Source organism: Rahnella sp. EDr1-12, from assembly GCF_049206505.1.
Taxonomy (GTDB): Bacteria; Pseudomonadota; Gammaproteobacteria; order Enterobacterales; family Enterobacteriaceae; genus Rahnella; species Rahnella rivi.
In genome coordinates, this window is record NZ_JBLZNY010000003.1 from 338,485 (window position 1) to 359,478 (window position 20,994).

Below are 20,994 nucleotides of genomic sequence, written 5' to 3' on the forward strand. Positions count from 1 at the left end.
GGCGCTGATGAAAGCGCCCGTCGGGTTACAATACTTTACTCAAAAATTCACGTGTTCGCGGATTTTCCGGCGCGGTAAACAGTTGCTCAGGCGGCCCCTGTTCCTGAATCACGCCCTGATCGATAAACACCACGCGGTCGGCCACTTCACGGGCGAAGCCCATTTCGTGCGTGACGATCACCATCGTCATGCCTTCCAGCGCCAGCTGTTTCATTACCGCCAGCACTTCACCCACCAGTTCCGGATCCAGCGCAGACGTCGGTTCATCGAAAAGAATGATCGACGGTTCCATCGCCAGCGCACGGGCAATCGCCACGCGCTGTTGCTGGCCGCCGGACAAACTGGAAGGCCAGGCGTCGATTTTGTCGATCAGCCCGACTTTTTGCAGCAGCTTTTCGGCACGCATGACCGCTTCGGCTTTCGACAACCCTTTCAGCGACATTGGCGCCATGATCAGGTTTTCCAGCACGGTCATGTGCGGGAACAGATTAAAGCGCTGAAACACCATGCCCACGCCGGAACGCAGCGTATTCAGATTGGTTTTCGGATCATGCACCGCAAAACCGTTCACCACCACTTCACCGCCGTTGGGCTTTTCCAAGGCGTTCAGACAGCGCAGGAAGGTGCTTTTGCCGGAGCCGGAAGGCCCGATAATGCACACCACTTCTTTCTCTGCGATGTCACAGGAAATGCCGCGCAACACGTGCGTTTCGCCAAACTGTTTCTGTAAATCCTTAACGTGAATCACTTTTGCCAAACCTCTTTTCCATGTGTTGAACCAGCAGCGAGAGCAGGAAAGTCAGCACCCAGTAAACCAGTGAAATGGTCAGGTAGGGTTCCCAGTAGGTGGCGTAAGCGCCGGAAACGGTACGTGCGGCGTAAGCCAGATCGGCCAGGCCAATCGCCGAAGCCAGCGAGGAATCTTTTACAATCGCGATGGCGTTATTCCCCAGCGGCGGCAGAATGCGGCGGAATGCCTGCGGCAAAATCACTTTGCGCATGGTTTTGCCCCAGCCCATCCCCAGCGCACGGGATGCTTCCATCTGACCGTTGTCGATAGACTGAATACCCGCACGGAAAATCTCGGAGACATAGGCTCCGGCGTTCAGGGTGATCGCCACCACGCAGGATAAAAACGCGCCGTAATCAGACCGTAATGCGCGGGCAAACTCCGAAGACATCAGGCCGTTAGCGACCAGAATGCCGTCACGCGGATTGATAAACAGCGGCACCAGCGCAAAGTGAACCACCATGATCTGCACAAACAGCGGCGTACCGCGAAACGCACTGACGTAAATGCGCACCGGCCATTGCACGGCAAAGCGCAGAATGTGTTTCCACGGGCCGTCGTCGGCGCGCGCCATGCGGCCGAGGCCCAGCAGCAACCCCCAACTGGTGCCTAAAATGACGCAAATAATGGTGCATTTGATGGTCATCAGCGCGCCCTCGACAAACAGCGGCGCGTATTCTGAGATTATCTCCCAGCGAAATCCGGTCATACCTGTCCTTGTTCAGGGGCGTATTACCGCCCCTGATTAACGTTGTTCGTGTTGAAAATATTATTGAGCGGGAAGCGTTGGAACGTTCTTATCAAACCAGGTTTCGTAGATTTTCGCGTAGGTGCCGTCAGCCACGATTTTCTTCAAACCGGCGTTAATTTTACCCAGCAACTCGGTGTTGTCTTTCGCCACCGCAATACCGAAATACTGACGCTCAAACTTGCTGTCCGGCACCAGTTTCAGGGCTTTTTCAGGATGAGATTTGATGTAGTACTTCACCACGCCCACGTCGCCGACGGCTGCGCCGATGCCGTCTTCCGCCAGTTCCTGCAACATCAGCGGCGTGTTATCAAAACGTTTGATGTCGGTGCTATTTTTGCCCAGCGTGTCGGACACCACGATATCCCCGGTGCTGGAGTTCACCACGCCCACTTTCTGGCCTTTCAGCGCGGCAACGGAATCCACTTTAGAATCCACAGGCACCACGATGGACTGTTCGGCCGGGAAGTAAGGCGCGGAAAAATCGACCATCGCTTTACGTTTGTCGGTGATGGTGATGCCGGAAATGATGATGTCGCGGTCGCCGGAATTCAGCGTAGCGAAAATACCTTCCCACGGCGTGTTCACCAGTTTGATGTCAAAGTTTTCCGCTTTGGCAATGGCTTTGATGATGTCGATATCAAAACCTTCCAGCTGTTTCTGGCTGTTTTCATATTCGAACGGACGGTAAGTGCCGCCGGAACCGACAACGTAGGTCGTTTGTGCGGCAAAGGCTGATGTGATTAAAGAAGAAAGCAGACACCCGGTGAGAATTAAGGACTTAAGCATGGTCACTCCTGTGTAATTGTGTTTTTATGCATATAATTTGCATAAAAATACACAAATTGACGAAGCGCTTCAACTTAAAGTTGTGTGGCGGTTACAAACTGAAGAGAAGATTGTTCCGAGTTCCCCGTCATCGCATTCATCTCAATCCTCAGATCGGGTATATTGATACGCAGATCACAAAAATCCCTCAAAGGAAGATACCGAACTATGAGTTATCGTTTTACCCTTGCTGCCGTTGCAGCCGTTTTTGCCCTCACAGGATGCGCAAAACCGAAAACCGCCGAACAGGCACCGGCTTTCGATTTCGGCTCGACGCGGGTAACCGTGACGCATATCCCGACGAAAACCGATGATGGCACCAAACTTTACGTGACCGTGGATGACAAAGACGCCGGAGCGCTGGGCGTCGGCGAGTCTCTGGAGGTCAAACTGCCTGAGGGCAAACATAAAGTGGGCGGCTATGCCCGTTCGCTGATTGGCCGCGTGTCGATTTCCCCTGTCGACGTCACAACATCCAGCGATGTGATTAGCCATGTCACCTATTCTGTGGCGGATCTCAAACCCACCTTCTTAGTGCGTGCCGCTACACCGGTGCCAAAACCTAAGTCAGAATCCATTCCGGCAGAACCTGTGCCTTCACTGCCGAATATCCAAATGGAAGCCCCGGCAGCCGCTGAGCAAACACAAGCGGCAACGCCAGCCACACCAGCGACCACTGAGCAAACTCAGGCGGCAACGCCAGCTACACCGGCTGCCACTGAGCAAACTCAGGCCGCAACGCCAGCTACACCGGCGACCACTGAGCAAACTCAGGCGGCAACGCCAGCCGCACCGGCGACCACTGAGCAAACGCAGGCGACAACGCCAGCCGCACCGGTCACCACTGAGCAAACGCAAACTGCGACGCCAGCCGCACCGGTTACCAATGAGCAGGCGAAAACCTCACAGGAATCTGCCACGCAGGACGTCACAAACCTGACGCAAACCCCGCAGGCGTAGCCCTCTTATCACCGCGTATTCAGCCTGAATACGCGGTGATAGCCGTCAGAATTTCACCACAGCCCCCAGCTCGATCACCCGGTTCGGCGGAATATGGAATTGCTCCGGCGCGCGCAGCGAGTTGCGCTGCAACACCTGGAACAGTTTACCCCGCGCTTTCAGATACCACGGACGCGGATCGCCGAGAATAAAGGTATCGCGGGACATAAAGAATGACGTTTCGTTCATGGTACATTTCAGCCCTTCCAGCCCGCAGCGATACAAAATATCCTCTACGTTAGGTTTTTCACGCCAGCCATAATTGGCGATCACCCGCCAGAATGTCGGTGAAAGCTGTTCAATGTTCACGCGTCTCACGTTGTGCACATAAGGCACATCCGCCGTGATCATGGTCAGCAAAATCACCCGCTCATGCAGGATCTTGTTATGTTTGAGATTGTGCAGTAACACCAGCGGAACCTCGTACAACCCGCGCGACATCACCACGGCGGTGCCGGGCACCCGTTTCGGCGGCGCCTTTTCCAGCGAGGTGATCAGGGCTTCCAGCGCTTCCGGATCCTGACGCAACCGGCGCAACAACCGCGAACGCTCCGTTTTCCAGGTCAGCATAATCAGCAAAATGGTCAGGCCGATCACCACCGGCAGCCAGCCGCCGGAGAACAGTTTTGTCAGGTTCGCGGCAAACAAGGGTACGTCAATCAGCAGCATCAGCGTCATCACCAGCCCGCCAGCCCAGGTTTTCCATCCCCAGTTTTTCACCATCACAATCCCAATCAGCAAAGAGGTGATGACCATGGTACCGGTGACCACAATCCCGTAGGCCGAAGCCAGATTGCTCGAATGTTTAAAGCTGAGAATGGCGATCAGCACCGCGACGTAAAGCAGCCAGTTGACCACCGGGATGTAAATCTGTCCGGATTCGACGTCAGAGGTATAGATGATGCGCATCGGAGGCAGATACCCCATGCGCACAGCCTGACGCGTCAGGGAGAACACGCCGGAAATCACCGCCTGCGAGGCAATCACCGTCGCCAGCGTCGCCAGCACCAGCAGCGGGATCAGCGCCCAGCCGGGCGCCAGAAGGAAAAAAGGATTCTGGATAGCGTCAGGGTGGCTGAGCAGCAACGCGCCCTGACCGAAATAATTCATCACCAGCGACGGGCCAACCAGCACAACCCACGCGATGCGGATCGGTTTCTTACCAAAATGCCCCATATCCGCGTACAAGGCTTCGCCGCCGGTCACCGACAGCACCACCATGCCCAGCGCGAAGAACGACACCGTTTTGAATTCGACAAAAAAATGCAGCGCCCAGTAAGGGTTCAGCGCCTGCAACACGTCCGGGTTACGCATAATCCCGCCGATCCCCAATATCGCCAGCACCACAAACCACACCACCATCACCGGCGCAAAGATTTTCCCCACGCTGCCGGTGCCGTTTTTCTGAATGAAGAACAACAGCGTCAGCACCGCAACGGCCGCCGGAATGATAAAGCGATCGAAAGACGGCGCAATAAGCTCCAGCCCTTCAATGGCGGAAAGTACGGAGATCGCGGGCGTAATGACGCCGTCGCCATAAAAGAAACTGCCGCCGACCAGGCCGAGAAACATAATGACCGGCACCCAGCGCGGATTCAGGTGACGCACCGCCAGCGACATCAGCGTAAGGATCCCGCCTTCCCCGTCGTTATCTGCGCGCATCACAAAGCTGATGTATTTCACTGACACCACCAGCATCAGCAACCAGAAAATCAGCGACAAAAATCCGAACAGCGAACTTTGCGTCAGCGTGATCCCGGACTGTCCGGTCAGACATTCGCGCAAGGTATAAAGCGGGCTGGTACCAATATCACCATAAACGACACCGATGCAGGCGGTCGTCGCGCTGAGCAGCGACGACTTATTTTGTATGTGTTTCATGCGTCTTCGCCATGTGTTGGGGAAGCCTTTGCGGCCCCATTCACGCAGTATAGATGCTGGTGTGGATTTGCCCTGCTGCGGGCAGAAAAATGCCCATAACTCACAGAAAGAAGCGGATTTTTTCAGCGCAAAGCGTGACCGTGTTTGGTGTTTTGACAAGAATGTGTCTATTACTTTAATGCCGTTACCCTGCGGGGTGACATTGTTTGTCCGTCCTTATCGCCCAATGTCTGAGGTCAATCCCATGGTGAGCGAGAAAAGAAAACCGCCAACAATCAATTTGCCGCTGTGGAAAAGGCGTGAGGAGATGGTTGCCTACGCGCTCTCAAAAAGTGTGCCCTGGTTTGCGTTCATCAACTTCAGTTTTGCGGTCATCGTTCTGTGCCGCAGCCAGATTTTCGGCCATGCCGATGCCGCCGTTCCCCCGGTACCCGCCTCTGTGCTGGACATCATCGACATCACCATGGGCGTGGTGATCGCCCTGGCGGCGGGCAGCCTCGGCGTCGTCTTTATCGGGGAAAAGCGGCTGACGTCGTTACGGTGTCTTTTGTTCGATCTGGTGTTCCTGCTGACGGGGGCAATCTGGGCATACAGCTGCTACTACTTTGTCACCTTATGGCAGTTGCCGGTGTCGTATCCGCTGGTCATCATTCTGATCCTCACGGCACTGTCAGCACTCTACTTTTATCCCCGCGGATTATTGCTGTACGCCACTCCGCTGTGGTTATCCGCGTTACTGTCCAACATCAGTCTGTATTCAGATCTTAATTTGCGGTTTTTCGTTATCTGGTGTCTTTTCTCGCTGATTCTGATTTACGGGCGTCATATTTTGCAGCACTGGTTCGACGAAAACTGGCAACGCCATCAGGATAATCTGGTGCTGATCTCTTATCTGGACTCGCTGGCCAGCCAGGATCCGCTGACCGAAACCGCCAACCGGCGCGGAATGGAAAGCCATCTGGACATGGCGGTAGCTCAGCGTTTGCCGTTTGCGCTGATCATGCTGGATGTCGATTATTTCAAACGCTACAACGATCACTACGGGCATCAGGCCGGCGATCACTGTCTGGTGGCGATCGCCCGCGCGCTGAAAGACGCCGTGCGCACCCCGAAAGATCTGGTCGCACGCTATGGCGGGGAAGAGTTTCTGGTTCTGCTGCCAGGCGCATCCGTTGAGGAAGCCATCGCCGTGGCTGAACGTATTCGCGCCAAAATCAGCGAGCAGGCCATGCCTCACGCGCAATCAGAGGTGAGCGAACACGTCACCGTCAGCATGGGTGTGACCGGTTATGATCAGGGAAAACGCGTTGACGAACTGATTGCCGCCGCCGATGCCGCGCTCTACCGGGCAAAAGAACAGGGCCGCAACCGCTGGTGCCAGTAAGCAGCGTTGATTTTGCAGATTCAGACGAAGGGAAAACCGGACGCAGGAAAAAATCTTTCCCACCCGTCAGCGGCTCATCCGTCACCCACCGCTGCCTCCTGCTCAAAATAAGACCCGCTGCATAATTAAGCGGGCGCGTAAATTATTATGATAACTCACGTTTTTCCTCCTCAACCACCAATACCCTTGCAGTTTTGAAGCCTTTTCATACAAATATAGCCTGTGCTAACATTCTTAACGCATGCTATAACTGATTGAATATTATGGTTTTTTTATTTTATCTTCTGTGGCAAACTGCACGCCTCTTTTAATAAGGCGCCTTTTGTTCGACGAAAGGCCTGACTGGTCTGTTTTATGCAATTTTATACGGTCGTTATTCTGGCGTTCGGCATGTCGATGGATGCGTTTGCTGCGGCAATCGGTAAAGGCGCATCCCTGCACCGCCCGCCGCTGAAAGAAGCGTTACGCACCGGGATTATTTTTGGCGTGATTGAAGCCATTACGCCAGTGATCGGATGGGCCATTGGCCTTGCAGCCACACAGTTCATCATGGAGTGGGATCATTGGGTCGCGTTCACCCTGCTGTTGGTGCTGGGCAGCCGTATGATTATGCAGGGATTTAAGAAAGACACCGGCGAAGAGACAGAGATACCGCACCGTCACGGATTCTGGCTGCTGGTCACCACCGCCATTGCCACCAGCCTCGATGCGATGGCCGTGGGCGTCGGCCTCGCCTTCCTGCAGGTTAACATCCTGGTGATGGCGCTCGCCATCGGTGCCGCCACCACCATCATGGCCACCTCAGGCATGTTGCTGGGCCGTTTTTTAGGGGCTGCCATCGGAAAATGGGCCGAAGTGCTGGGTGGCGTTGTGCTGATAGGCATCGGCACATCCATCCTGGTCGAACACCTCGGGCTGCTGAACTGATCGTTCAGAACGCCAGCTGAAGACATGAAAAAAGGGAACTCCGGTTCCCTTTTTTGCGTTTTACGCCTGCTCAGATCCTGTCAGCTTTTCGCCGCGGTCACCGGCAACACCGACCCTTTGAACGTTTCACTGATGAACTGCGCCACCTGCGGCGATTGCAGGTCTTTCGCCAGTTGCTTAATCCGTGGATCGTTTTGCAGTTTCTCCGTGGTCACCAGAATATTGGCATACGGGTTGCCCTGCGCTTTCTCCAGACCCAGCGCATCCTTCGCCGGGCTCAGCCCCGCTTCCAGCGCAAAGTTACCGTTAATCACCGCCAGATCAACGTCCGGCAAAGAACGCGGGATCTGCGGGGATTCCACTTCCAGAATTTTCAGGTTCTTCGGGTTAGTGGCAATGTCGCGCGGCGTGGCCTGATTTTTAGCCGGATCGTTAAAGCCGGCCTTCAGCGTGATAAGCCCCTGGCTTTGCAATAAATACAACGCGCGGCTCAGATTGGTTTCGTTGTTAGGCACGGCGACGGTGCCGTTTTGCGGCACATCCGCATAGCTTTTATGACGGCTGGAATAGACGCCCAGCGGCTCGATGTGAACCTGCGCCGCCACGACAAACTTCACCTTCAGCGCCTTTTCCTGTGACAGCAAATACGGCACATGCTGGAAATAATTAGCGTCGATATCGCCATGCGCCAGCAGTTCGTTAGGGTTCAGTCCGCTGGGAATTTCGATCACTTTCAGATTCAGGCCGGGGTCAATTTTCTGCACATACTCCAGAATTTCGGCGTGCGGCACGGCATCAGCCTGCACCCGCAACGGCTCCGCGGCCCAGGCCGAAACGGAAGAAAGTAACAACGCCACAGCCGACAAACGCCCGGCAATGGAAACGGGGGCAGAAAACGGCAGAACAAGATTTTTCAGCATAAGCATTCCCTTCAGATAAGCCTTTAGAATAAGTGTGATGGCGGCTTTTCGCCCCGACGGGCGCACCCCAGACACACCTATGCTGACACATCCGTACAGCGTTACTTATGCGCATTTCTCTCTTGGATATCTGGAAAATTGAGATGCCACTGAGGCTGCCGTTTCACCGCCCCGCGCCGCGCACCAGCGATCCGGCGCCAATCTCACCGATGGTCTTCGCCCCGGTCAACGTCATCGCTACACGCATCTCCTTTTCAATCAGGTTAAGCAAATTAATCACTCCCGCCTCGCCCGCTGCGGCCAGCGCATACACAAAAGCACGACCAAGCAGCACGCTGTCTGCGCCGAGCGCGATCATGCGCACCACGTCCAGACCGGTGCGGATGCCGGAATCCGCGAGAATCGTGATGTCACCTTTCACCGCATCGGCGATGGCGGGCAGCGCGTGGGCGGTGGAGAGCACACCGTCGAGCTGGCGGCCACCGTGGTTGGACACCACAATGCCGTCAGCGCCGAATTTCACCGCGTCTCTGGCATCTTCCGGGTCCAGAATGCCTTTAATGATCATCGGGCCTTTCCAGAACTCGCGGATCCACTCCAGATCTTTCCATGAAATGGAAGGGTCAAAGTTCGCCCCGAGCCAGCCGATATAATCTTCCAGCGTGGTCGGTTTCCCGCGATAGGCGGAAACATTACCGAGGTCATGCGGCTTGCCGTTCAGGCCGACATCCCACGCCCATTGCGGGTGCATCACCGCCTGCAACATACGACGGGCGGCCGCGTTCGGGCCGCTCATGCCGGAATGGGCATCACGGTAACGTGCGCCCGGCACCGGCATATCCACGGTAAACACCAGCGTGTTGACACCTGCCGCCTGCGCGCGCTCCAGCGCATTGCGCATAAATCCGCGATCTTTCAGCACGTAAAGCTGGAACCACATTGGCCGGTCGATAGCCGGCGCAACCTCTTCAATCGGGCAAACGGAAACGGTGGAAAGGGTGAAGGGAATGCCTTTTTTCGCCGCCGCGCGCGCGGCCTGCACTTCACCGCGACGGGCATACATACCGGTCAGACCGACGGGTGCCAGGATCACCGGCATCGCCAGTTTTTCACCAAACAGCTGCGTCTCAAGGCTCAGATCTGACATGTTTTTCAGGACGCGCTGACGCAGGGCGATATCAGCCAGATCGGCGGTGTTACGTCTGAGCGTATGCTCGTTGTAAGCCCCCCCGTCGATGTAGTGAAACAGAAATGGCGGCAACTTACTTTTTGCCGCCGCGCGGTAGTCCGTCGATGCTGAAATGATCATGATGTTTTCTCGTTGTCTTGCGCTCTTTTTAGCGGCGCTGTAGGGGTGTCAGAAGTGTAGTTGATAAACACAACCCCTGAGAAAACAATGACAACGAATGCGGGTGTTTTTAAGGTCAGAAATACTGCGGGGTGAAGGAGAAGTTTACCGGCAGGAAATATGGGGAATTGGAGCGAAATATGAGTGCGCCACTAACGGCGCATTTTTCGGGCGATCCTGATAATCAGAAAGTACCCCGCCAAAGAGAACAGCATCGAGCATGCGATCCAGGTCAAAACCCACAAATCATCAAAATTTTCCTGATTTACATCACCATACGTCCATTCTGCAAAACTATTGGCCGTATCCAAACTGATAAATGTAGCGGGAGCAATAAGCATGGCTCCGGTGCAGAACAGGAGAACCAGGAGTGCAGACTTAGCTACCCAGCGCACAAGTGTCAGCATGGCGAAATCCACCGTAAACGACTTCTATATATCCATATGCCATGAGATCTTTCATGCAGGGCACTTCCATCAGCCTGGTATGCAGCAGCGCATTTCTCAGCTTGGCGAAATCTGAATTGTTGGCCAGTGTTATACAACCGTCAGAGAGTATCCCAGGGTGCAGGCGAAAGTGCTCTCGCTTAACGCCTTCAATCCAGGTCATATCGTCTATGCTCCGGTCATCAGGATAGAGTGCAAACCACTCTGAACGTCTAAACTCCGCGCCACTGTGATATTTGTTATAACTGTCTTTTACCCACGCGACTTTTTTTGAAAAAAAACCACCGCCCCCTCTTTCAACAACCCAATATCGGCCCGTGGGTATTGGTCCATTTCCTGCAATTTTTCCGCACCCTCCGCGATTGCGATAGGCCCCATTCCCTGAAAATGCCATGAACGTCCCCACACCACTGACACTAAGGGGGGAATAATCGGCATCGTTGATCACAAATTTCCCTTGTATAGCCATGAAAACTCCTTGTGAAATTTAGCTAAAAGAAAAACACGGTAATCACACCACAAAAAACAGGCACTTAAAATGCTTTATTTGATAATAAACTTCTGAAAAGTCAATATATTACAACATCCACTAATTGCCCAAAATGGCATTAAGGGCATAACGTAAAGCTCGTTTTTTTTAAGGAAATGACAACCATGCCAATACCCGCTTATATGTGGCTCTGCAATGACGGTGGTGCTGCTATTAAAGGTTCTGTGGATGTTGCAAATCGGGAGGGAAGTATTGAGATCATCGGTTTCAGCCACGGTCTGAATATTCCCGTCGACAGCCGTAGCGGCAGTATTACCGGAACCCGCACCCACTCTCCGATGATGCTTGAAAAAGATTTCGATTCATCGAGCCCTTATTTGTATAAAGCAGTCGCTAAAGGACAAACGTTAAAGTCCGCTGAAATCCGCTGGTATCGCATTAATGATGCCGGCAGGTAAGAGGCTTATTTTATTATGACGCTTGAGGGGGTGAAGATTACCGGCGTAAATCCGGGCATGCCCAACGTGAGAATGTCCGGAAATTCGCAGCTTAATCAGGGGTTCGGGGGCCGATGATGTAAAAAACCACTCTAACAAAGTAATTATATGAAATATGGGTATTTATTTGGCAATTCACTATTAATAGAATTCCTCCTCTCCGAATGGCTGAAAACCGGAGCTGTTTTAAGATCGGAGGCATTCCGGATACGTTCCAGCTTCTGGGAACTTAATCGACGTGATGCGTGGGATAATCTATATAACCTGCATCTCGCCCGGTATAGAACGTATCTTTATCAGGAATAGCTATCGGCCACCCATTTTTCATGCGTTTAACGAGATCTGGATTGGCTATGAAAGGACGCCCAAATGCAATTAAGTCGGCAAACCCCTCTCTGAGTGCCATTTCTGCACGCGCCTGTGTATAGCTGCCTGCGACGATAAGAGTTCCCTCGTAGGCCTCACGAAACTTTGTTAGAAAACCAGCAGGAATGGCCTGAGCTCCGAGAGATTCCTGATCGCTCAAATGCACATATGCGAGATGTCGACGACGCAGTTCGATACCTAAAGATAACCAGGTATCCTGCTCATCATCAAAGCTATGCATATCCTGCAGGCGGCCAAAGGGTGCAATACGGATACCTGTCAGATGACTCCCGATGGCTGCAGAGATAGCATCCACAGTTTCCAGCGTAAACCGCAGACGATTGGCAATATTACCGCCATAACGATCTGTTCTGTCGTTAAGTCCACCATTGATAAATTGCTCGAAGATGTAGCCGTTAGCTGCGTGGATCTCCACTCCGTCAAAACCCGCCTCGATGGCATTTTTAGCTGCCTGAACGAAATCCTGTGTCACCCGCGGGACTTCATCCGTTGCTAATGCGCGGGGCTGGCTGTGAAATACGCGTACAGACTGACAGTTATCACCAGGAATGTGAGTGGTGCAGCCTTCTGCAACGCGTGAGACGGAGCTGACCGGGGCCTGCCCATCAGGCTGGTGAGCAATGTGTGAGGAACGTCCTACGTGCCAAAGCTGGATGAATATTTTCCCACCCTGCGCATGTACTGCCTCTGTCACCTTTTTCCATCCCTCTATCTGTTCGTCAGTGTAAATTCCCGGCGTGTAAGCCTGTCCACGGCCTTCCATTGAAACAGGTGAACCTTCGGAAACAATTAAACCTGCTGTTGCGCGCTGGCGATAGTAGGTGACCATACTGTCAGTGGGAACAAGGTCATAGGCCCGCGATCGGGTCATTGGTGCCATAACGACACGATTATTAAGCTTTATTCCATTCATTGTATAGATATTCAGCAACTCACTCATTCTGTCTCCTGACGCCATTTCATGGTAAAAATCTGTTAGCAACGATCTTATCCTTATTTAAAGGCCATGATTACCTGGGCAAAAAGCCCCTCAGTGTTGAGATAAAGGAACCAATATTTGTGACGGCACAACTCAATGGCGTACAGGAATTTACTGAAGTTGTCAGAAAAGGCAGTTTCGTTGCTGCAGCTGAGGGTTTAGGCGTGACGCGCTCTGCACTCAGTAAAAGCATCAAGCGTCTGGAAATCCGCCTGGGGGTTCGCTTACTCAACCGCAGTACGCGAAGCCTGTCGCTGACGCCGGAAGGTGAGATCTATTTCAATCGCTGCACTGCTGCTCTGGATATGATTTCAGATGCTGAAAGCATAATAGAGGCGGGGATAGTGGAGCCGTCTGGACTGATGCGGCTGACGGTTCCCGTGGCCTTTGGGCATCTTTTCATTATGCCCTTACTCAATATCATGGCGTTAAAATACCGGACCCTGAACATCGAAGTTGATTTCAGTGATCGGGTTCGCGACCCGGCGACAGACGGCTTTGACCTCGCGCTGAGGCTTGGTCCCCTGCCTGACTCAGGTGATTTGGTTGCCACCCGCCTTGGCGAGCAAAAGCTTATCATTTGCGCCTCTGAGGGATATCTGGAACGAGCAGGCACCCCCATTGATCTTCGTGAGCTTTCATCACACAGATGCATTTCAGGGTTACCGTCAGACGGGCAAACTTACTGGCTAATCCGGGGCAAAGAGGGACACGTTGTAAGGCATGTTGTTTCCTCAGCCTACCGTTTTAATAATGGTCAAGCCATGCTGGAAGCGGCTATTGCCGGATGTGGGGTGACGCAACTTCCTGACTGGTTATGTGGTGATGCCATCAAAAAGGGGCAGCTTCGTGCAATTCTACCCACATTTCAGGCACCGCCCACCCCCATTTCTGCAATGTGGCCCAGGACCCACACGGTCCTTCCTAAAGTGAGAGCCTTGATTGAAGAACTGAAAAAAGAGTTGCCGGCACGCTTGTCGACCGCGCAGCGTTCATCTGTTGCGCGGTAATGCAGTATCAATGCCGGATACATCGTCTGTTGAAAGCCAGCCAGGATTATATTCGCTCCAGCAAATTGACCACTGGTTGTGAGCGTCTTTTTCCATTCCAACCCGGTAATGCGCGCCGTAGATTTTGCGACCCACTGAATCATGCGTCTTCTCGGCAATAACCCGGCCTATTATCAGGAAGGCCGACTGGCGATCTGGGTGGACACATACTTTCAGAGGTTTACCAAAATGCTGCATCCAGGGCCACGGAAGCCGGAAGGCTTTCATGGCGGCAATGATATTTCGTCTCCCGGAGATATAGCCCAGGGGGGTAAAGTTACCCGCGGCGTTTTCACTAAAGCATGTGCTGAAAAGTGTGAAATCTGCCTGGTCCAGCGCCCACGCGTAGCGATACCAGATATCGATCACCTCCTGTTCGTCACCCGTAGCACGGTGGTTTTCTGGCACAATATGCCAGGGAGCATCAAGTTCACTGATAATGGCGACTGGCGGAAATCCCTGATGCCAGCCGGACTCTTCAGCCGGTAGCTGCCATCCCGATAACAACTGTCTTGCACCTGAGGTCCAGTGTATCTGGAGGTGAAGGGTATGGATCACAGGTTGGGCTTCATCTGTGCCAGCCCTCATCACGACCGTCCCCCCGAACCGTACCGGGTTATGACGTCCGGAACCTGTGCGCGAAGCCTGTCCGTGCAGGTATGCACTGGCGACGTAATCTTTATCGTTCCTGCGCTCAACGGTGTTTGTCAGCGTAACGGACACGTTGTCCAGGTCAGCAAAGTCATTTTGCAAAAGGGCGGTGACATTTTCACGGCCGGAAACGGTTCCACGATGACTGCTGACTAATCTGACCGAGGGGGCCAGCCATTGGCTATTGTCGGAGCAAGCGTTACCGGACCAGGCTTCACAAAACGTATTCAGGCTCTGCACCGAAGAATGAAATAAACAGTTCATTTATTACCCTGCATTTATTCAGAAGGAAACTCGGGTAACACAAATTCTGCCATTTCAGCCATCACCTCGGCTGCTGGCCGTGTCAGCGGTTTCAGATTTAACGCAACGTGGTTTACTCCCTGGCGCTCCTGCTCCTTCCATAGCTTTATCAGCGCATTGCGGCCGACGGTGATGCCATTCATCAATCTGCGAAGCGGCGCGTCAGGGTTAGCATCCAGGTCAAAAAAGGTGGCATAGCCATAAGGTCTGAAACGATTGTCGTCGTAACCGCCACGCCAGAATTCAAGCAGTTCCGGGAGCGTTGAGAAATCACTCAGATGCCATATCCATCCGTCGCTTTCCTCTGCTATCCAGCTCAGGTCCTGCCGTGCTCGACCAACCACAATCATTGGAATGCGGGATTTAAAGGGTTTGGGAATAAGATCAAGGTTGCCTGAAAGCTTGCCGTAGTACGCCGTTTCAGCCACCGGGAAGGACGTCTCACAGACGGTTTTTATCAGACCAAACGCCTCGCGATAACGTTCGGCCCGGTTATCGTAATCGGCACCAAACGCAGGATATTCAACAGCGCGATCCCCGCTGGATAGCCCCAGCAAAAGGCGTCCACCACTTAGCTGGTCCACTGAGGCTGCCTGCTTGGCCAATATAATCGGGTCCCTCAGGGGTAACACCATACCGGTGGTACCCAGCGTTATGCGTGTGGTTTGAGAGGCAAGGAATCCGAGGTAGACCATGGGGTCAAGCATCTGTCCTGTGTCACCAAACTGTGGATCATAAAAGGGCACATCTCTCATCCACAGAGCGGAAAAACCGGCGTCATCAGCAAATTGTGCCAGCGCCTGATGATCCTGCAGGGTCGGAAAAGGCGAATCCGGATAACCTTCAAGCGGCATAATAAAGCCAAATGTCAGACTACCCGGGCGGAATACGCGCTTATATGCGCTATGTGAGGCAAGATCCGACGGATAGGTTGGTTGTGTCTGTAGAGGGGGCATTTACACTCCTGACGGGCGCAGTCAGCTGCGCCCGTTATTTAGTCAATCATCAATGATGATTACTTCGCTGCATCACGTAGAGCCTTTTCAATAAAGGCGACTGAACTCTCAAGCGCCTGTACCGCTTCTGGCTGCAACGTGGAGAAGAAATGCCAGGCGTGGAACATGCCCGGCCAGACTTCCAGATTTACGCGTACGCGGTTATCACCCAGATGAGTTGCCAGACGCATCGCGTCGGTCAGCATCAGTTCGTTTTCACCTATCTGAACGAGCACCGGCGGCAGGCCCGTTACATCAGCAAACACCGGTGATGCCATTGGATGGTTAGGCAATGCATCGCCGAGGAACGTACGTGCGAGAAAATCAAGACCTGCTTTGGTGTTTAGAGGATCAAGGCCTTCTCTGTTGGTCATAGAGACACCCGTGTGCTCAAGGTTAGCCCAGGGTGAAATAGCGACCCCGCCGGCTGGAAGCGGCAGGCCCTTGTTGCGTGCCGCAACCATAACGGTAACCACCATCGCGCCGCCCGCAGACTCACCCGCCAGCACGATTTTGCTGGCGTCAAAGCCCTGTTCAATCAACCACTCATATGCACGAACGGTATCGGTAACGGGCGTAGGGAAAGGATACTCCGGTGCCAGTCGGTAATCTGGCATGTAAACCCGTGCGCCCAGCATGCTGGCATAGTTGCCACCAATACCGTGATAGCCAGCAGATTCACCGACAATGTATGCCCCACCGTGGATGTACATAACGATGGCATCGGTTTTTAGATTTTCAGGAGTCACCAGCGTTCCCGGCACTCCCCCCATATCGACCTCAGTAAAGCCAACACCTGCGGGTGCAGGATTTTTAGCCAACATACGGGTATAGGCGTCACGCACTTCACTCATTGGCGTTACGGTATCTTCACCCGTAAGGATTGGTCCCAGACCGGCCAGGCTTTCTGACCATTCTTTTACGGCTTTCTTAGTTTGTTGATTCATCATCGGTATTCCTGTTTGTATTTGCGTTAAAGTGGAACAGGAATATATAATATACCAACATTTGGGGAATGTGCTTCCCATATAAGGGTACAACAACGCCCGTATTGGATGAGAAAAATATAGTATGGAGATCAACAGCATTGGTGATATCGCCGCGTTCGTCGCGGCTGTAAAAGCCGGGAGTTACACACACGCCGCAAGTTCCCTTGGGCTTACACGTTCTGCGATTGGTAAAAGTATCGTCCGGCTCGAAACGCGTATGGGGGTTCGTCTTCTTAACCGTACCACCCGAAGTCTGAGTCTCACCGATGAAGGGAGGGTCATGTTTGATCGTTGCCGCCAGATACTCGAGGACCTGGAAGAGGTCGATGCCGCCATGGCCATGCGCAGGGGTAAGCCAACGGGGACTCTCCGGCTGAGTGCGCCGCTTTCTTTTGGGCAGCGACATATCCTTCCCATTCTGGATATTTATCTGAAAAAGTGGCCGGAAATTCGTGCCGAAGTGTCCTTTAGCGACAGGTTTGTTGACCTGATAGAGGAAGGCTTTGATATTGCCATTCGTATAGGTGAACCTCGCGATGACTCACGTATTCTTACCCGCACGATTGCTTCGCAGCATATTGTCACTTGTGCATCCCCTGAATACTTATCTTCACGGGGCGTTCCGGAAACACCCGCAGACTTAACCAGGCATGACACTATTTTTCTTCTGAGTGCAGAAAAGAGACGCAGCTGGCGGTTTGCGACTCCGGAAGGCACTTTTGTTTATGAAGGGCCCGGGCGACTAAACCTCGACAATTCGGAAGCCATGCGGACGTCGGCAATTTCCGGATTTGGTATCGTTCACTTACCGACCTATTTGCTAGGGGAGGATTTGCGTAGCGGTAAGCTGATACCTGTGCTTGAGGAGTTTCCTTTCCCTCCGGAACCTATTCGGCTCATTTATCCCAGTAAACGACATTTATCACCGCGAATTCGGGCCTTTATTGACCTGCTTGTCGAAAGCTGGGAGCAAGGATTACCCTGGGAATAATGCTTTGATAATAAACTCATTATTTTTAACTTGAACCAGAAAATCACGATCCAGAAGCGCCGGTCGTTAAAGCTTAACAATTCAAGCATTATCGCAGGCGGGGGACAGGACAGACCGCCCTGGTACGATTAACGTCATTCTGATTTTTCTCGTTCGGAAGACGAAACAGGACTGCGTAATACGATGGGATATTATGAGAGTCTGATACACCGCGAAATTCGCGCGGTATGAAAGCGAATTGTCATTGGGGGATCATGGAAGACCTATCCTGTTGGAGGCACAGTAAGTGATGATGAACTCCATGATTTGAGCCTGTGGCTGAAGAAAGTTTTGGCTTAGTCAGATTGCACTTGTAGTGGTTTACTGAAACTGCCCACAATGGATGTTGACCAAATTCAGTAAACGACTACAAGTGCGTAGAAACCTGTCAGACGGTGTTAACTTTATGCTAACGCCGACATGACCGACGCGCTATCGACGTACTGCTCCATGGTCATAATTTTCCCATCCTCAAGGCGATAAAGGTGCGCAAATGATGCCGTCATCGCCTTGCCGGTTATTTTATAAACGCCGGAGTAAATCCCAAAAGCAGCAACATAGTTACCGTCAGCAAGAAACGTATGCGTCTTTGCCTGATAGTCTGTCCACTCAGTTGCCAGTCGCTGAAATACGTTAGCGATTATCTCTTCTGCACCGGTGTAAGTCCCTGCATAGGGGAACCCAGCCGCTTCAGTCCATGTCGCATTGGGGGACAGGACAGCAAGCAGGTTCTTTCCATTTTCTTCAGAGGTACCTTCATAAGTCGCGCGTATAATTTCCACATTACTCTTCATTATTCTATCCCCAACTCATTTCGCCCTTGGCGACTTTTGCACCAATTTGTAAAGCGACACTCATGCCAGAATCAGGATAACGTTTTGTCATGGCTGCAATCAGTTCGCTACTGTCGCTGGCCAGACTTAGCTCGTTCTCAAAAGCCAGAAGATAGTCGCGGGTATAGGTTATTGCTGAAATATCGGTAGCACCCTCAGGTAACATATGCCCTGCGATGACCGTAGTGGGATGTCTGGATGCCATGGTGTCCAGATTTTTTATCCAAAGTGCGCGACCCTCTGGACCTTGAGTGTCGGCGGTCCACACATGGGTACCAGAGAACACCAGTACACCGCCAAAAATGGCGTTAAGCGAAGGTACCCAGAGATAACGACGGTTAGCGAGGCCATCAGCATCAATAATTTCGAGGGCCTGGCCTTCGAGAGATAACGCATCCTCGTCAAATACCTCGGGCATAACGATGTCTGACAACGTTTGCGGGCCGTTGTCCTGGAGTTGTGGGCCCCACACTGCCAGTTTCTTATCAACACTTTTCTTAATGGCATCGATTGTCGACGATGCGGCAACGACACGAGCTTCCGGAAAGGCTGCTCTTACCGGACCGAGGCTAAAGTAGTAATCAGGGTCGCTTTGGCTAATATAGATTGTGGTCAGCTTTTTACCTGTTTTCTGGATAGCCTCTGCCAGCAGTCTGCCATCGGCGAGCGTAAAACCACCGTCAATAAGTACGGCTTCCTTATCGCCAGAGATCAGCACTGGCGAGCGATAAAAACCGTGCTCGCCGGCAGGAAAATGTGTCCAACTCAGGGGAATGTCCCTCCCTGCATCAGGGACGTTGGTTTGTAGTGTCATCGTATTTTTCGCCTTCTGTTAAAGTGGTAATTAGGTGAGCATTGCTTTCACCAGACGTTATGAATCCACTAACTGACGTACCAATTCATGAGGGTTTGAAAACAATATGCTTGAGTTTAGCATCCAGCGCTTTGAGCCGGATTCGGCAATAAAAGTGGGAACGCCGCGTGCGCCAAATTCCCGCATTAATCGTTTCGCACGCTCAGTACGAGTATGGTTTGCTTCGAGCAAGTCTGCTGCAGGATCCAACACTTTCTTCGCCGCATTTTCCAGACCCTGAGAACTTAACACACCCGCAAGAACCGACAATGACGTGACGTCAAGCCCCTCAACATAACGAGCGTGTTGTATTGCTTTCAGCGCTTCAATTTCCCGCGAAGGGTTTGACAGTGATACTGCAGTAATCGCAAGCGTGGCTGAACCACTGTCAAATTTTTTCTGCTGGCCATGAAGCACTTTTTCGCGATAAATCTCGGAAAAAGGCTGCCCGGTGATATTAGAAATTCGCTGGTCGTTTTCCCATGCAAAAGCAGCAAATTCATTGTTCATGGGACGTGCGCCGGCATCTGAAAACAGGCCGGTTGGCATGAACTCAAGTTTAATGCCCGGAATGTCATTTAGTTCAGTAAGCACAGGTGACGCGCCGTAGCACCAACCGCAAAGCGGATCGAATAAGTAATTAAGAATCATGTTCACAGGTGCCCCCTATTTTTAAAAGTAACTCATCATAGAAAACTTTTATTGGATATTAAATACATCCATGGTAAACAGCTTGTCATCTAAAAACATACAATTGGAATGCGGTAGTGAGAAAACTGGGAAATATCAGACGCCTTGCCTACTTTGTCTCCGTGGTTGAGGCTGGCTCATTTACTGCAGCTGCCGAGCGTTTGGGTATAACTAAAGCGGTAGTCAGTCATCAGGTCGCGCGTCTTGAAGAGGAGTTGAACACCACTCTTCTTATCCGTACTACTCGTACCATTCGCTTAACGGATGCGGGAAAAGTCTTTTATGAGCACTGTGCGTCTATTCTACGTGAAACAGAGGAAGCCTTTGCAGAGTTAGACGCACTGGTGGCAGAGCCTTCTGGGACATTGAGGCTGACAGCGCCTTTTGACTATGGGATCAGCGTCGTCGTTCCAGCTATCACGGCATTCAGTCAGCGCTATCCAGACTGCAAAGTTGATGCCGTGATAAGTGATAACAAGTTTGATATCGTGGACAAAGATATAGAAATAGCCATCCGTGTGGGCTGGTTAGACGACTCACATTTGCAGGCAAGGAAAATCGGGCACTTCCGGCAGTTGCTGATAGCCCCGCGCAATATGCAGCCGCAGGTAGAAAAAATTAATAAACCACAAGATATCAAACCACTGCCTTTTATAGCCAATACAGCTCTGCGTGAACCTTCTCAGTGGCATTTCACGCTGAATGGATCGGATCAACAAAGTGTCAACGTTCAGCCCTCGATATTCATTAATAACACACTGGCGGTCCGTGAAGCGGTGAGAGAAGGTGCTGGCATCTCTGTGTTGCCGGATTACGTTGTCAGTGATGATCTTATTTCTGGCCGCTTAATTCAGGTGCTCCCAGAATGGGAACTACCTTCAGGTGAGATTCATGCAGTTTTTCCCGCATCTCGATTTCGCCCGACAAAGGTTCGCTCATTTTTAAATATATTGATGGAGAAAGATAAAGAGCGCTGA

21 protein-coding genes and 1 pseudogene are annotated in these 20,994 nt (G+C 52.3%); 7 read left to right on the plus strand and 15 right to left on the minus strand.

Features of this window, described 5'->3' with window-relative positions; translation table 11 throughout:
- Positions 1 to 25 precede the first annotated feature (25 nt).
- The 3 genes from ACO0U8_RS15335 to ACO0U8_RS15345 are packed head-to-tail and all read right to left on the minus strand — an operon-like array spanning position 26 to position 2,327.
- The gene (locus ACO0U8_RS15335; RefSeq protein ID WP_421671285.1) at positions 26 to 748 is read right to left on the minus strand and encodes an amino acid ABC transporter ATP-binding protein; all 723 of its coding nucleotides are present in this window, start codon (positions 746 to 748) and stop codon (positions 26 to 28) included.
- Complete coding sequence (locus ACO0U8_RS15340; RefSeq protein WP_056775108.1) at positions 735 to 1,499, minus strand: amino acid ABC transporter permease; 765 nt, start codon at positions 1,497 to 1,499, stop codon at positions 735 to 737. Before ACO0U8_RS15340 ends, ACO0U8_RS15335 begins: the two co-directional genes overlap by 14 nt.
- A gap of 60 nt (positions 1,500 to 1,559) precedes the next feature.
- Positions 1,560 to 2,327 carry a basic amino acid ABC transporter substrate-binding protein gene (locus ACO0U8_RS15345; RefSeq protein WP_122096901.1) on the minus strand — a complete coding sequence of 256 codons (768 nt, stop codon included), beginning with the start codon at positions 2,325 to 2,327 and terminating at the stop codon, positions 1,560 to 1,562.
- A gap of 207 nt (positions 2,328 to 2,534) precedes the next feature.
- On the opposite strand from ACO0U8_RS15345, the gene ACO0U8_RS15350 reads away from it, so the two are divergent.
- Positions 2,535 to 3,326, plus strand: a complete 792-nt coding sequence (locus ACO0U8_RS15350; protein ID WP_421671142.1) for a hypothetical protein — start codon at positions 2,535 to 2,537, stop codon at positions 3,324 to 3,326.
- A 45-nt stretch (positions 3,327 to 3,371) separates the two neighbouring features.
- On the opposite strand, the gene kup is transcribed toward ACO0U8_RS15350, so the two are convergent.
- Complete coding sequence (gene kup, locus ACO0U8_RS15355) at positions 3,372 to 5,246, minus strand: low affinity potassium transporter Kup (RefSeq protein WP_421671143.1); 1,875 nt, start codon at positions 5,244 to 5,246, stop codon at positions 3,372 to 3,374.
- 307 nt (positions 5,247 to 5,553) lie between these two features.
- Between kup and ACO0U8_RS15360 the strand changes: the two genes are divergently transcribed.
- Together ACO0U8_RS15360 and mntP are read left to right on the plus strand one after the other, a co-directional pair.
- Positions 5,554 to 6,630 (plus strand): membrane-associated sensor domain-containing protein, encoded by a 1,077-nt coding sequence (locus tag ACO0U8_RS15360; RefSeq protein WP_421671144.1) that lies wholly within the window; start codon positions 5,554 to 5,556, stop codon positions 6,628 to 6,630.
- A gap of 354 nt (positions 6,631 to 6,984) precedes the next feature.
- On the plus strand, positions 6,985 to 7,557 hold the full coding sequence (mntP, locus tag ACO0U8_RS15365) for a manganese efflux pump MntP (protein ID WP_056775123.1): 573 nt from the start codon (positions 6,985 to 6,987) through the stop codon (positions 7,555 to 7,557).
- An 80-nt stretch (positions 7,558 to 7,637) separates the two neighbouring features.
- On the opposite strand, the gene ACO0U8_RS15370 is transcribed toward mntP, so the two are convergent.
- The 4 genes from ACO0U8_RS15370 to ACO0U8_RS15385 all read right to left on the minus strand — a co-directional run bounded on the left by ACO0U8_RS15370 (position 7,638) and on the right by ACO0U8_RS15385 (position 10,740).
- Positions 7,638 to 8,477, minus strand: a complete 840-nt coding sequence (locus tag ACO0U8_RS15370; RefSeq protein WP_421671145.1) for a MetQ/NlpA family ABC transporter substrate-binding protein — start codon at positions 8,475 to 8,477, stop codon at positions 7,638 to 7,640.
- 163 nt (positions 8,478 to 8,640) lie between these two features.
- Positions 8,641 to 9,786 carry an FMN-dependent L-lactate dehydrogenase LldD gene (lldD, locus tag ACO0U8_RS15375; RefSeq protein WP_390975954.1) on the minus strand — a complete coding sequence of 382 codons (1,146 nt, stop codon included), beginning with the start codon at positions 9,784 to 9,786 and terminating at the stop codon, positions 8,641 to 8,643.
- A 191-nt stretch (positions 9,787 to 9,977) separates the two neighbouring features.
- Positions 9,978 to 10,232, minus strand: coding sequence for a hypothetical protein (locus tag ACO0U8_RS15380; protein WP_421671146.1), 255 nt, complete (start codon positions 10,230 to 10,232; stop codon positions 9,978 to 9,980).
- Positions 10,204 to 10,740: a DUF2778 domain-containing protein gene (locus tag ACO0U8_RS15385; protein WP_421671147.1), complete on the minus strand. Its 537-nt coding sequence runs from the start codon at positions 10,738 to 10,740 to the stop codon at positions 10,204 to 10,206. The genes ACO0U8_RS15380 and ACO0U8_RS15385 overlap by 29 nt, the downstream gene beginning before the upstream one ends.
- A gap of 185 nt (positions 10,741 to 10,925) precedes the next feature.
- Here ACO0U8_RS15385 and ACO0U8_RS15390 point away from each other — a divergent pair.
- Positions 10,926 to 11,315 (plus strand): annotated as a pseudogene (locus ACO0U8_RS15390) (Hcp family type VI secretion system effector); the annotation flags it as partial.
- Between the two features lie 172 nt (positions 11,316 to 11,487).
- Here the strand turns inward: ACO0U8_RS15390 and ACO0U8_RS15395 are convergent.
- Positions 11,488 to 12,585, minus strand: a complete 1,098-nt coding sequence (locus tag ACO0U8_RS15395; protein WP_133625280.1) for an alkene reductase — start codon at positions 12,583 to 12,585, stop codon at positions 11,488 to 11,490.
- A 119-nt stretch (positions 12,586 to 12,704) separates the two neighbouring features.
- On the opposite strand from ACO0U8_RS15395, the gene ACO0U8_RS15400 reads away from it, so the two are divergent.
- Entirely contained in the window at positions 12,705 to 13,634 is a 930-nt protein-coding gene (locus ACO0U8_RS15400) for a LysR family transcriptional regulator (protein WP_379671678.1), read from the plus strand.
- Here the strand turns inward: ACO0U8_RS15400 and ACO0U8_RS15405 are convergent.
- From ACO0U8_RS15405 to ACO0U8_RS15415, 3 genes are read right to left on the minus strand one after another with little or no spacing between them, the layout of a single operon-like run.
- Complete coding sequence (locus tag ACO0U8_RS15405; protein ID WP_421671148.1) at positions 13,617 to 14,588, minus strand: nuclear transport factor 2 family protein; 972 nt, start codon at positions 14,586 to 14,588, stop codon at positions 13,617 to 13,619. The genes ACO0U8_RS15400 and ACO0U8_RS15405 overlap by 18 nt on opposite strands.
- A gap of 14 nt (positions 14,589 to 14,602) precedes the next feature.
- On the minus strand, positions 14,603 to 15,583 hold the full coding sequence (locus ACO0U8_RS15410) for a TIGR03571 family LLM class oxidoreductase (RefSeq protein ID WP_339484453.1): 981 nt from the start codon (positions 15,581 to 15,583) through the stop codon (positions 14,603 to 14,605).
- Between the two features lie 59 nt (positions 15,584 to 15,642).
- A complete protein-coding gene (locus ACO0U8_RS15415) occupies positions 15,643 to 16,572 on the minus strand; it encodes an alpha/beta hydrolase (RefSeq protein ID WP_112288739.1) in 930 nt (309 codons plus the stop codon).
- A gap of 121 nt (positions 16,573 to 16,693) precedes the next feature.
- On the opposite strand from ACO0U8_RS15415, the gene ACO0U8_RS15420 reads away from it, so the two are divergent.
- On the plus strand, positions 16,694 to 17,602 hold the full coding sequence (locus ACO0U8_RS15420; protein ID WP_421671149.1) for a LysR family transcriptional regulator: 909 nt from the start codon (positions 16,694 to 16,696) through the stop codon (positions 17,600 to 17,602).
- 443 nt (positions 17,603 to 18,045) lie between these two features.
- Here the strand turns inward: ACO0U8_RS15420 and ACO0U8_RS15425 are convergent, their stop codons facing one another.
- From ACO0U8_RS15425 to ACO0U8_RS15435, 3 genes are read right to left on the minus strand one after another with little or no spacing between them, the layout of a single operon-like run.
- Positions 18,046 to 18,435: a nuclear transport factor 2 family protein gene (locus ACO0U8_RS15425; RefSeq protein WP_133625271.1), complete on the minus strand. Its 390-nt coding sequence runs from the start codon at positions 18,433 to 18,435 to the stop codon at positions 18,046 to 18,048.
- A gap of 4 nt (positions 18,436 to 18,439) precedes the next feature.
- Positions 18,440 to 19,288 carry an MBL fold metallo-hydrolase gene (locus tag ACO0U8_RS15430; RefSeq protein ID WP_421671150.1) on the minus strand — a complete coding sequence of 283 codons (849 nt, stop codon included), beginning with the start codon at positions 19,286 to 19,288 and terminating at the stop codon, positions 18,440 to 18,442.
- Positions 19,289 to 19,345: 57 nt separating this feature from the next.
- Entirely contained in the window at positions 19,346 to 19,978 is a 633-nt protein-coding gene (locus ACO0U8_RS15435) for a DsbA family protein (RefSeq protein WP_421671286.1), read from the minus strand.
- Between the two features lie 116 nt (positions 19,979 to 20,094).
- Between ACO0U8_RS15435 and ACO0U8_RS15440 the strand changes: the two genes are divergently transcribed.
- Positions 20,095 to 20,994 (plus strand): LysR substrate-binding domain-containing protein, encoded by a 900-nt coding sequence (locus tag ACO0U8_RS15440; protein ID WP_166643229.1) that lies wholly within the window; start codon positions 20,095 to 20,097, stop codon positions 20,992 to 20,994.

Excerpts from the sequence above, each read along its gene's own strand:
- ACO0U8_RS15340 (WP_056775108.1), bottom strand. The coding sequence starts at position 1,499 with ATGACCGGATTTCGCTGGGAGATAATCTCAGAATACGCGCCGCTGTTT.
- ACO0U8_RS15345 (WP_122096901.1), bottom strand. The coding sequence starts at position 2,327 with ATGCTTAAGTCCTTAATTCTCACCGGGTGTCTGCTTTCTTCTTTAATC.
- ACO0U8_RS15350 (WP_421671142.1), top strand. The coding sequence starts at position 2,535 with ATGAGTTATCGTTTTACCCTTGCTGCCGTTGCAGCCGTTTTTGCCCTC.
- kup (WP_421671143.1), bottom strand. The coding sequence starts at position 5,246 with ATGAAACACATACAAAATAAGTCGTCGCTGCTCAGCGCGACGACCGCC.
- ACO0U8_RS15360 (WP_421671144.1), top strand. The coding sequence starts at position 5,554 with ATGGTTGCCTACGCGCTCTCAAAAAGTGTGCCCTGGTTTGCGTTCATC.
- mntP (WP_056775123.1), top strand. The coding sequence starts at position 6,985 with ATGCAATTTTATACGGTCGTTATTCTGGCGTTCGGCATGTCGATGGAT.
- ACO0U8_RS15370 (WP_421671145.1), bottom strand. The coding sequence starts at position 8,477 with ATGCTGAAAAATCTTGTTCTGCCGTTTTCTGCCCCCGTTTCCATTGCC.
- lldD (WP_390975954.1), bottom strand. The coding sequence starts at position 9,786 with ATGATCATTTCAGCATCGACGGACTACCGCGCGGCGGCAAAAAGTAAG.
- ACO0U8_RS15380 (WP_421671146.1), bottom strand. The coding sequence starts at position 10,232 with ATGCTGACACTTGTGCGCTGGGTAGCTAAGTCTGCACTCCTGGTTCTC.
- ACO0U8_RS15385 (WP_421671147.1), bottom strand. The coding sequence starts at position 10,740 with ATGGCTATACAAGGGAAATTTGTGATCAACGATGCCGATTATTCCCCC.
- ACO0U8_RS15395 (WP_133625280.1), bottom strand. The coding sequence starts at position 12,585 with ATGAGTGAGTTGCTGAATATCTATACAATGAATGGAATAAAGCTTAAT.
- ACO0U8_RS15405 (WP_421671148.1), bottom strand. The coding sequence starts at position 14,588 with ATGAACTGTTTATTTCATTCTTCGGTGCAGAGCCTGAATACGTTTTGT.
- ACO0U8_RS15410 (WP_339484453.1), bottom strand. The coding sequence starts at position 15,583 with ATGCCCCCTCTACAGACACAACCAACCTATCCGTCGGATCTTGCCTCA.
- ACO0U8_RS15415 (WP_112288739.1), bottom strand. The coding sequence starts at position 16,572 with ATGATGAATCAACAAACTAAGAAAGCCGTAAAAGAATGGTCAGAAAGC.
- ACO0U8_RS15420 (WP_421671149.1), top strand. The coding sequence starts at position 16,694 with ATGGAGATCAACAGCATTGGTGATATCGCCGCGTTCGTCGCGGCTGTA.
- ACO0U8_RS15425 (WP_133625271.1), bottom strand. The coding sequence starts at position 18,435 with ATGAAGAGTAATGTGGAAATTATACGCGCGACTTATGAAGGTACCTCT.
- ACO0U8_RS15430 (WP_421671150.1), bottom strand. The coding sequence starts at position 19,288 with ATGACACTACAAACCAACGTCCCTGATGCAGGGAGGGACATTCCCCTG.
- ACO0U8_RS15435 (WP_421671286.1), bottom strand. The coding sequence starts at position 19,978 with ATGATTCTTAATTACTTATTCGATCCGCTTTGCGGTTGGTGCTACGGC.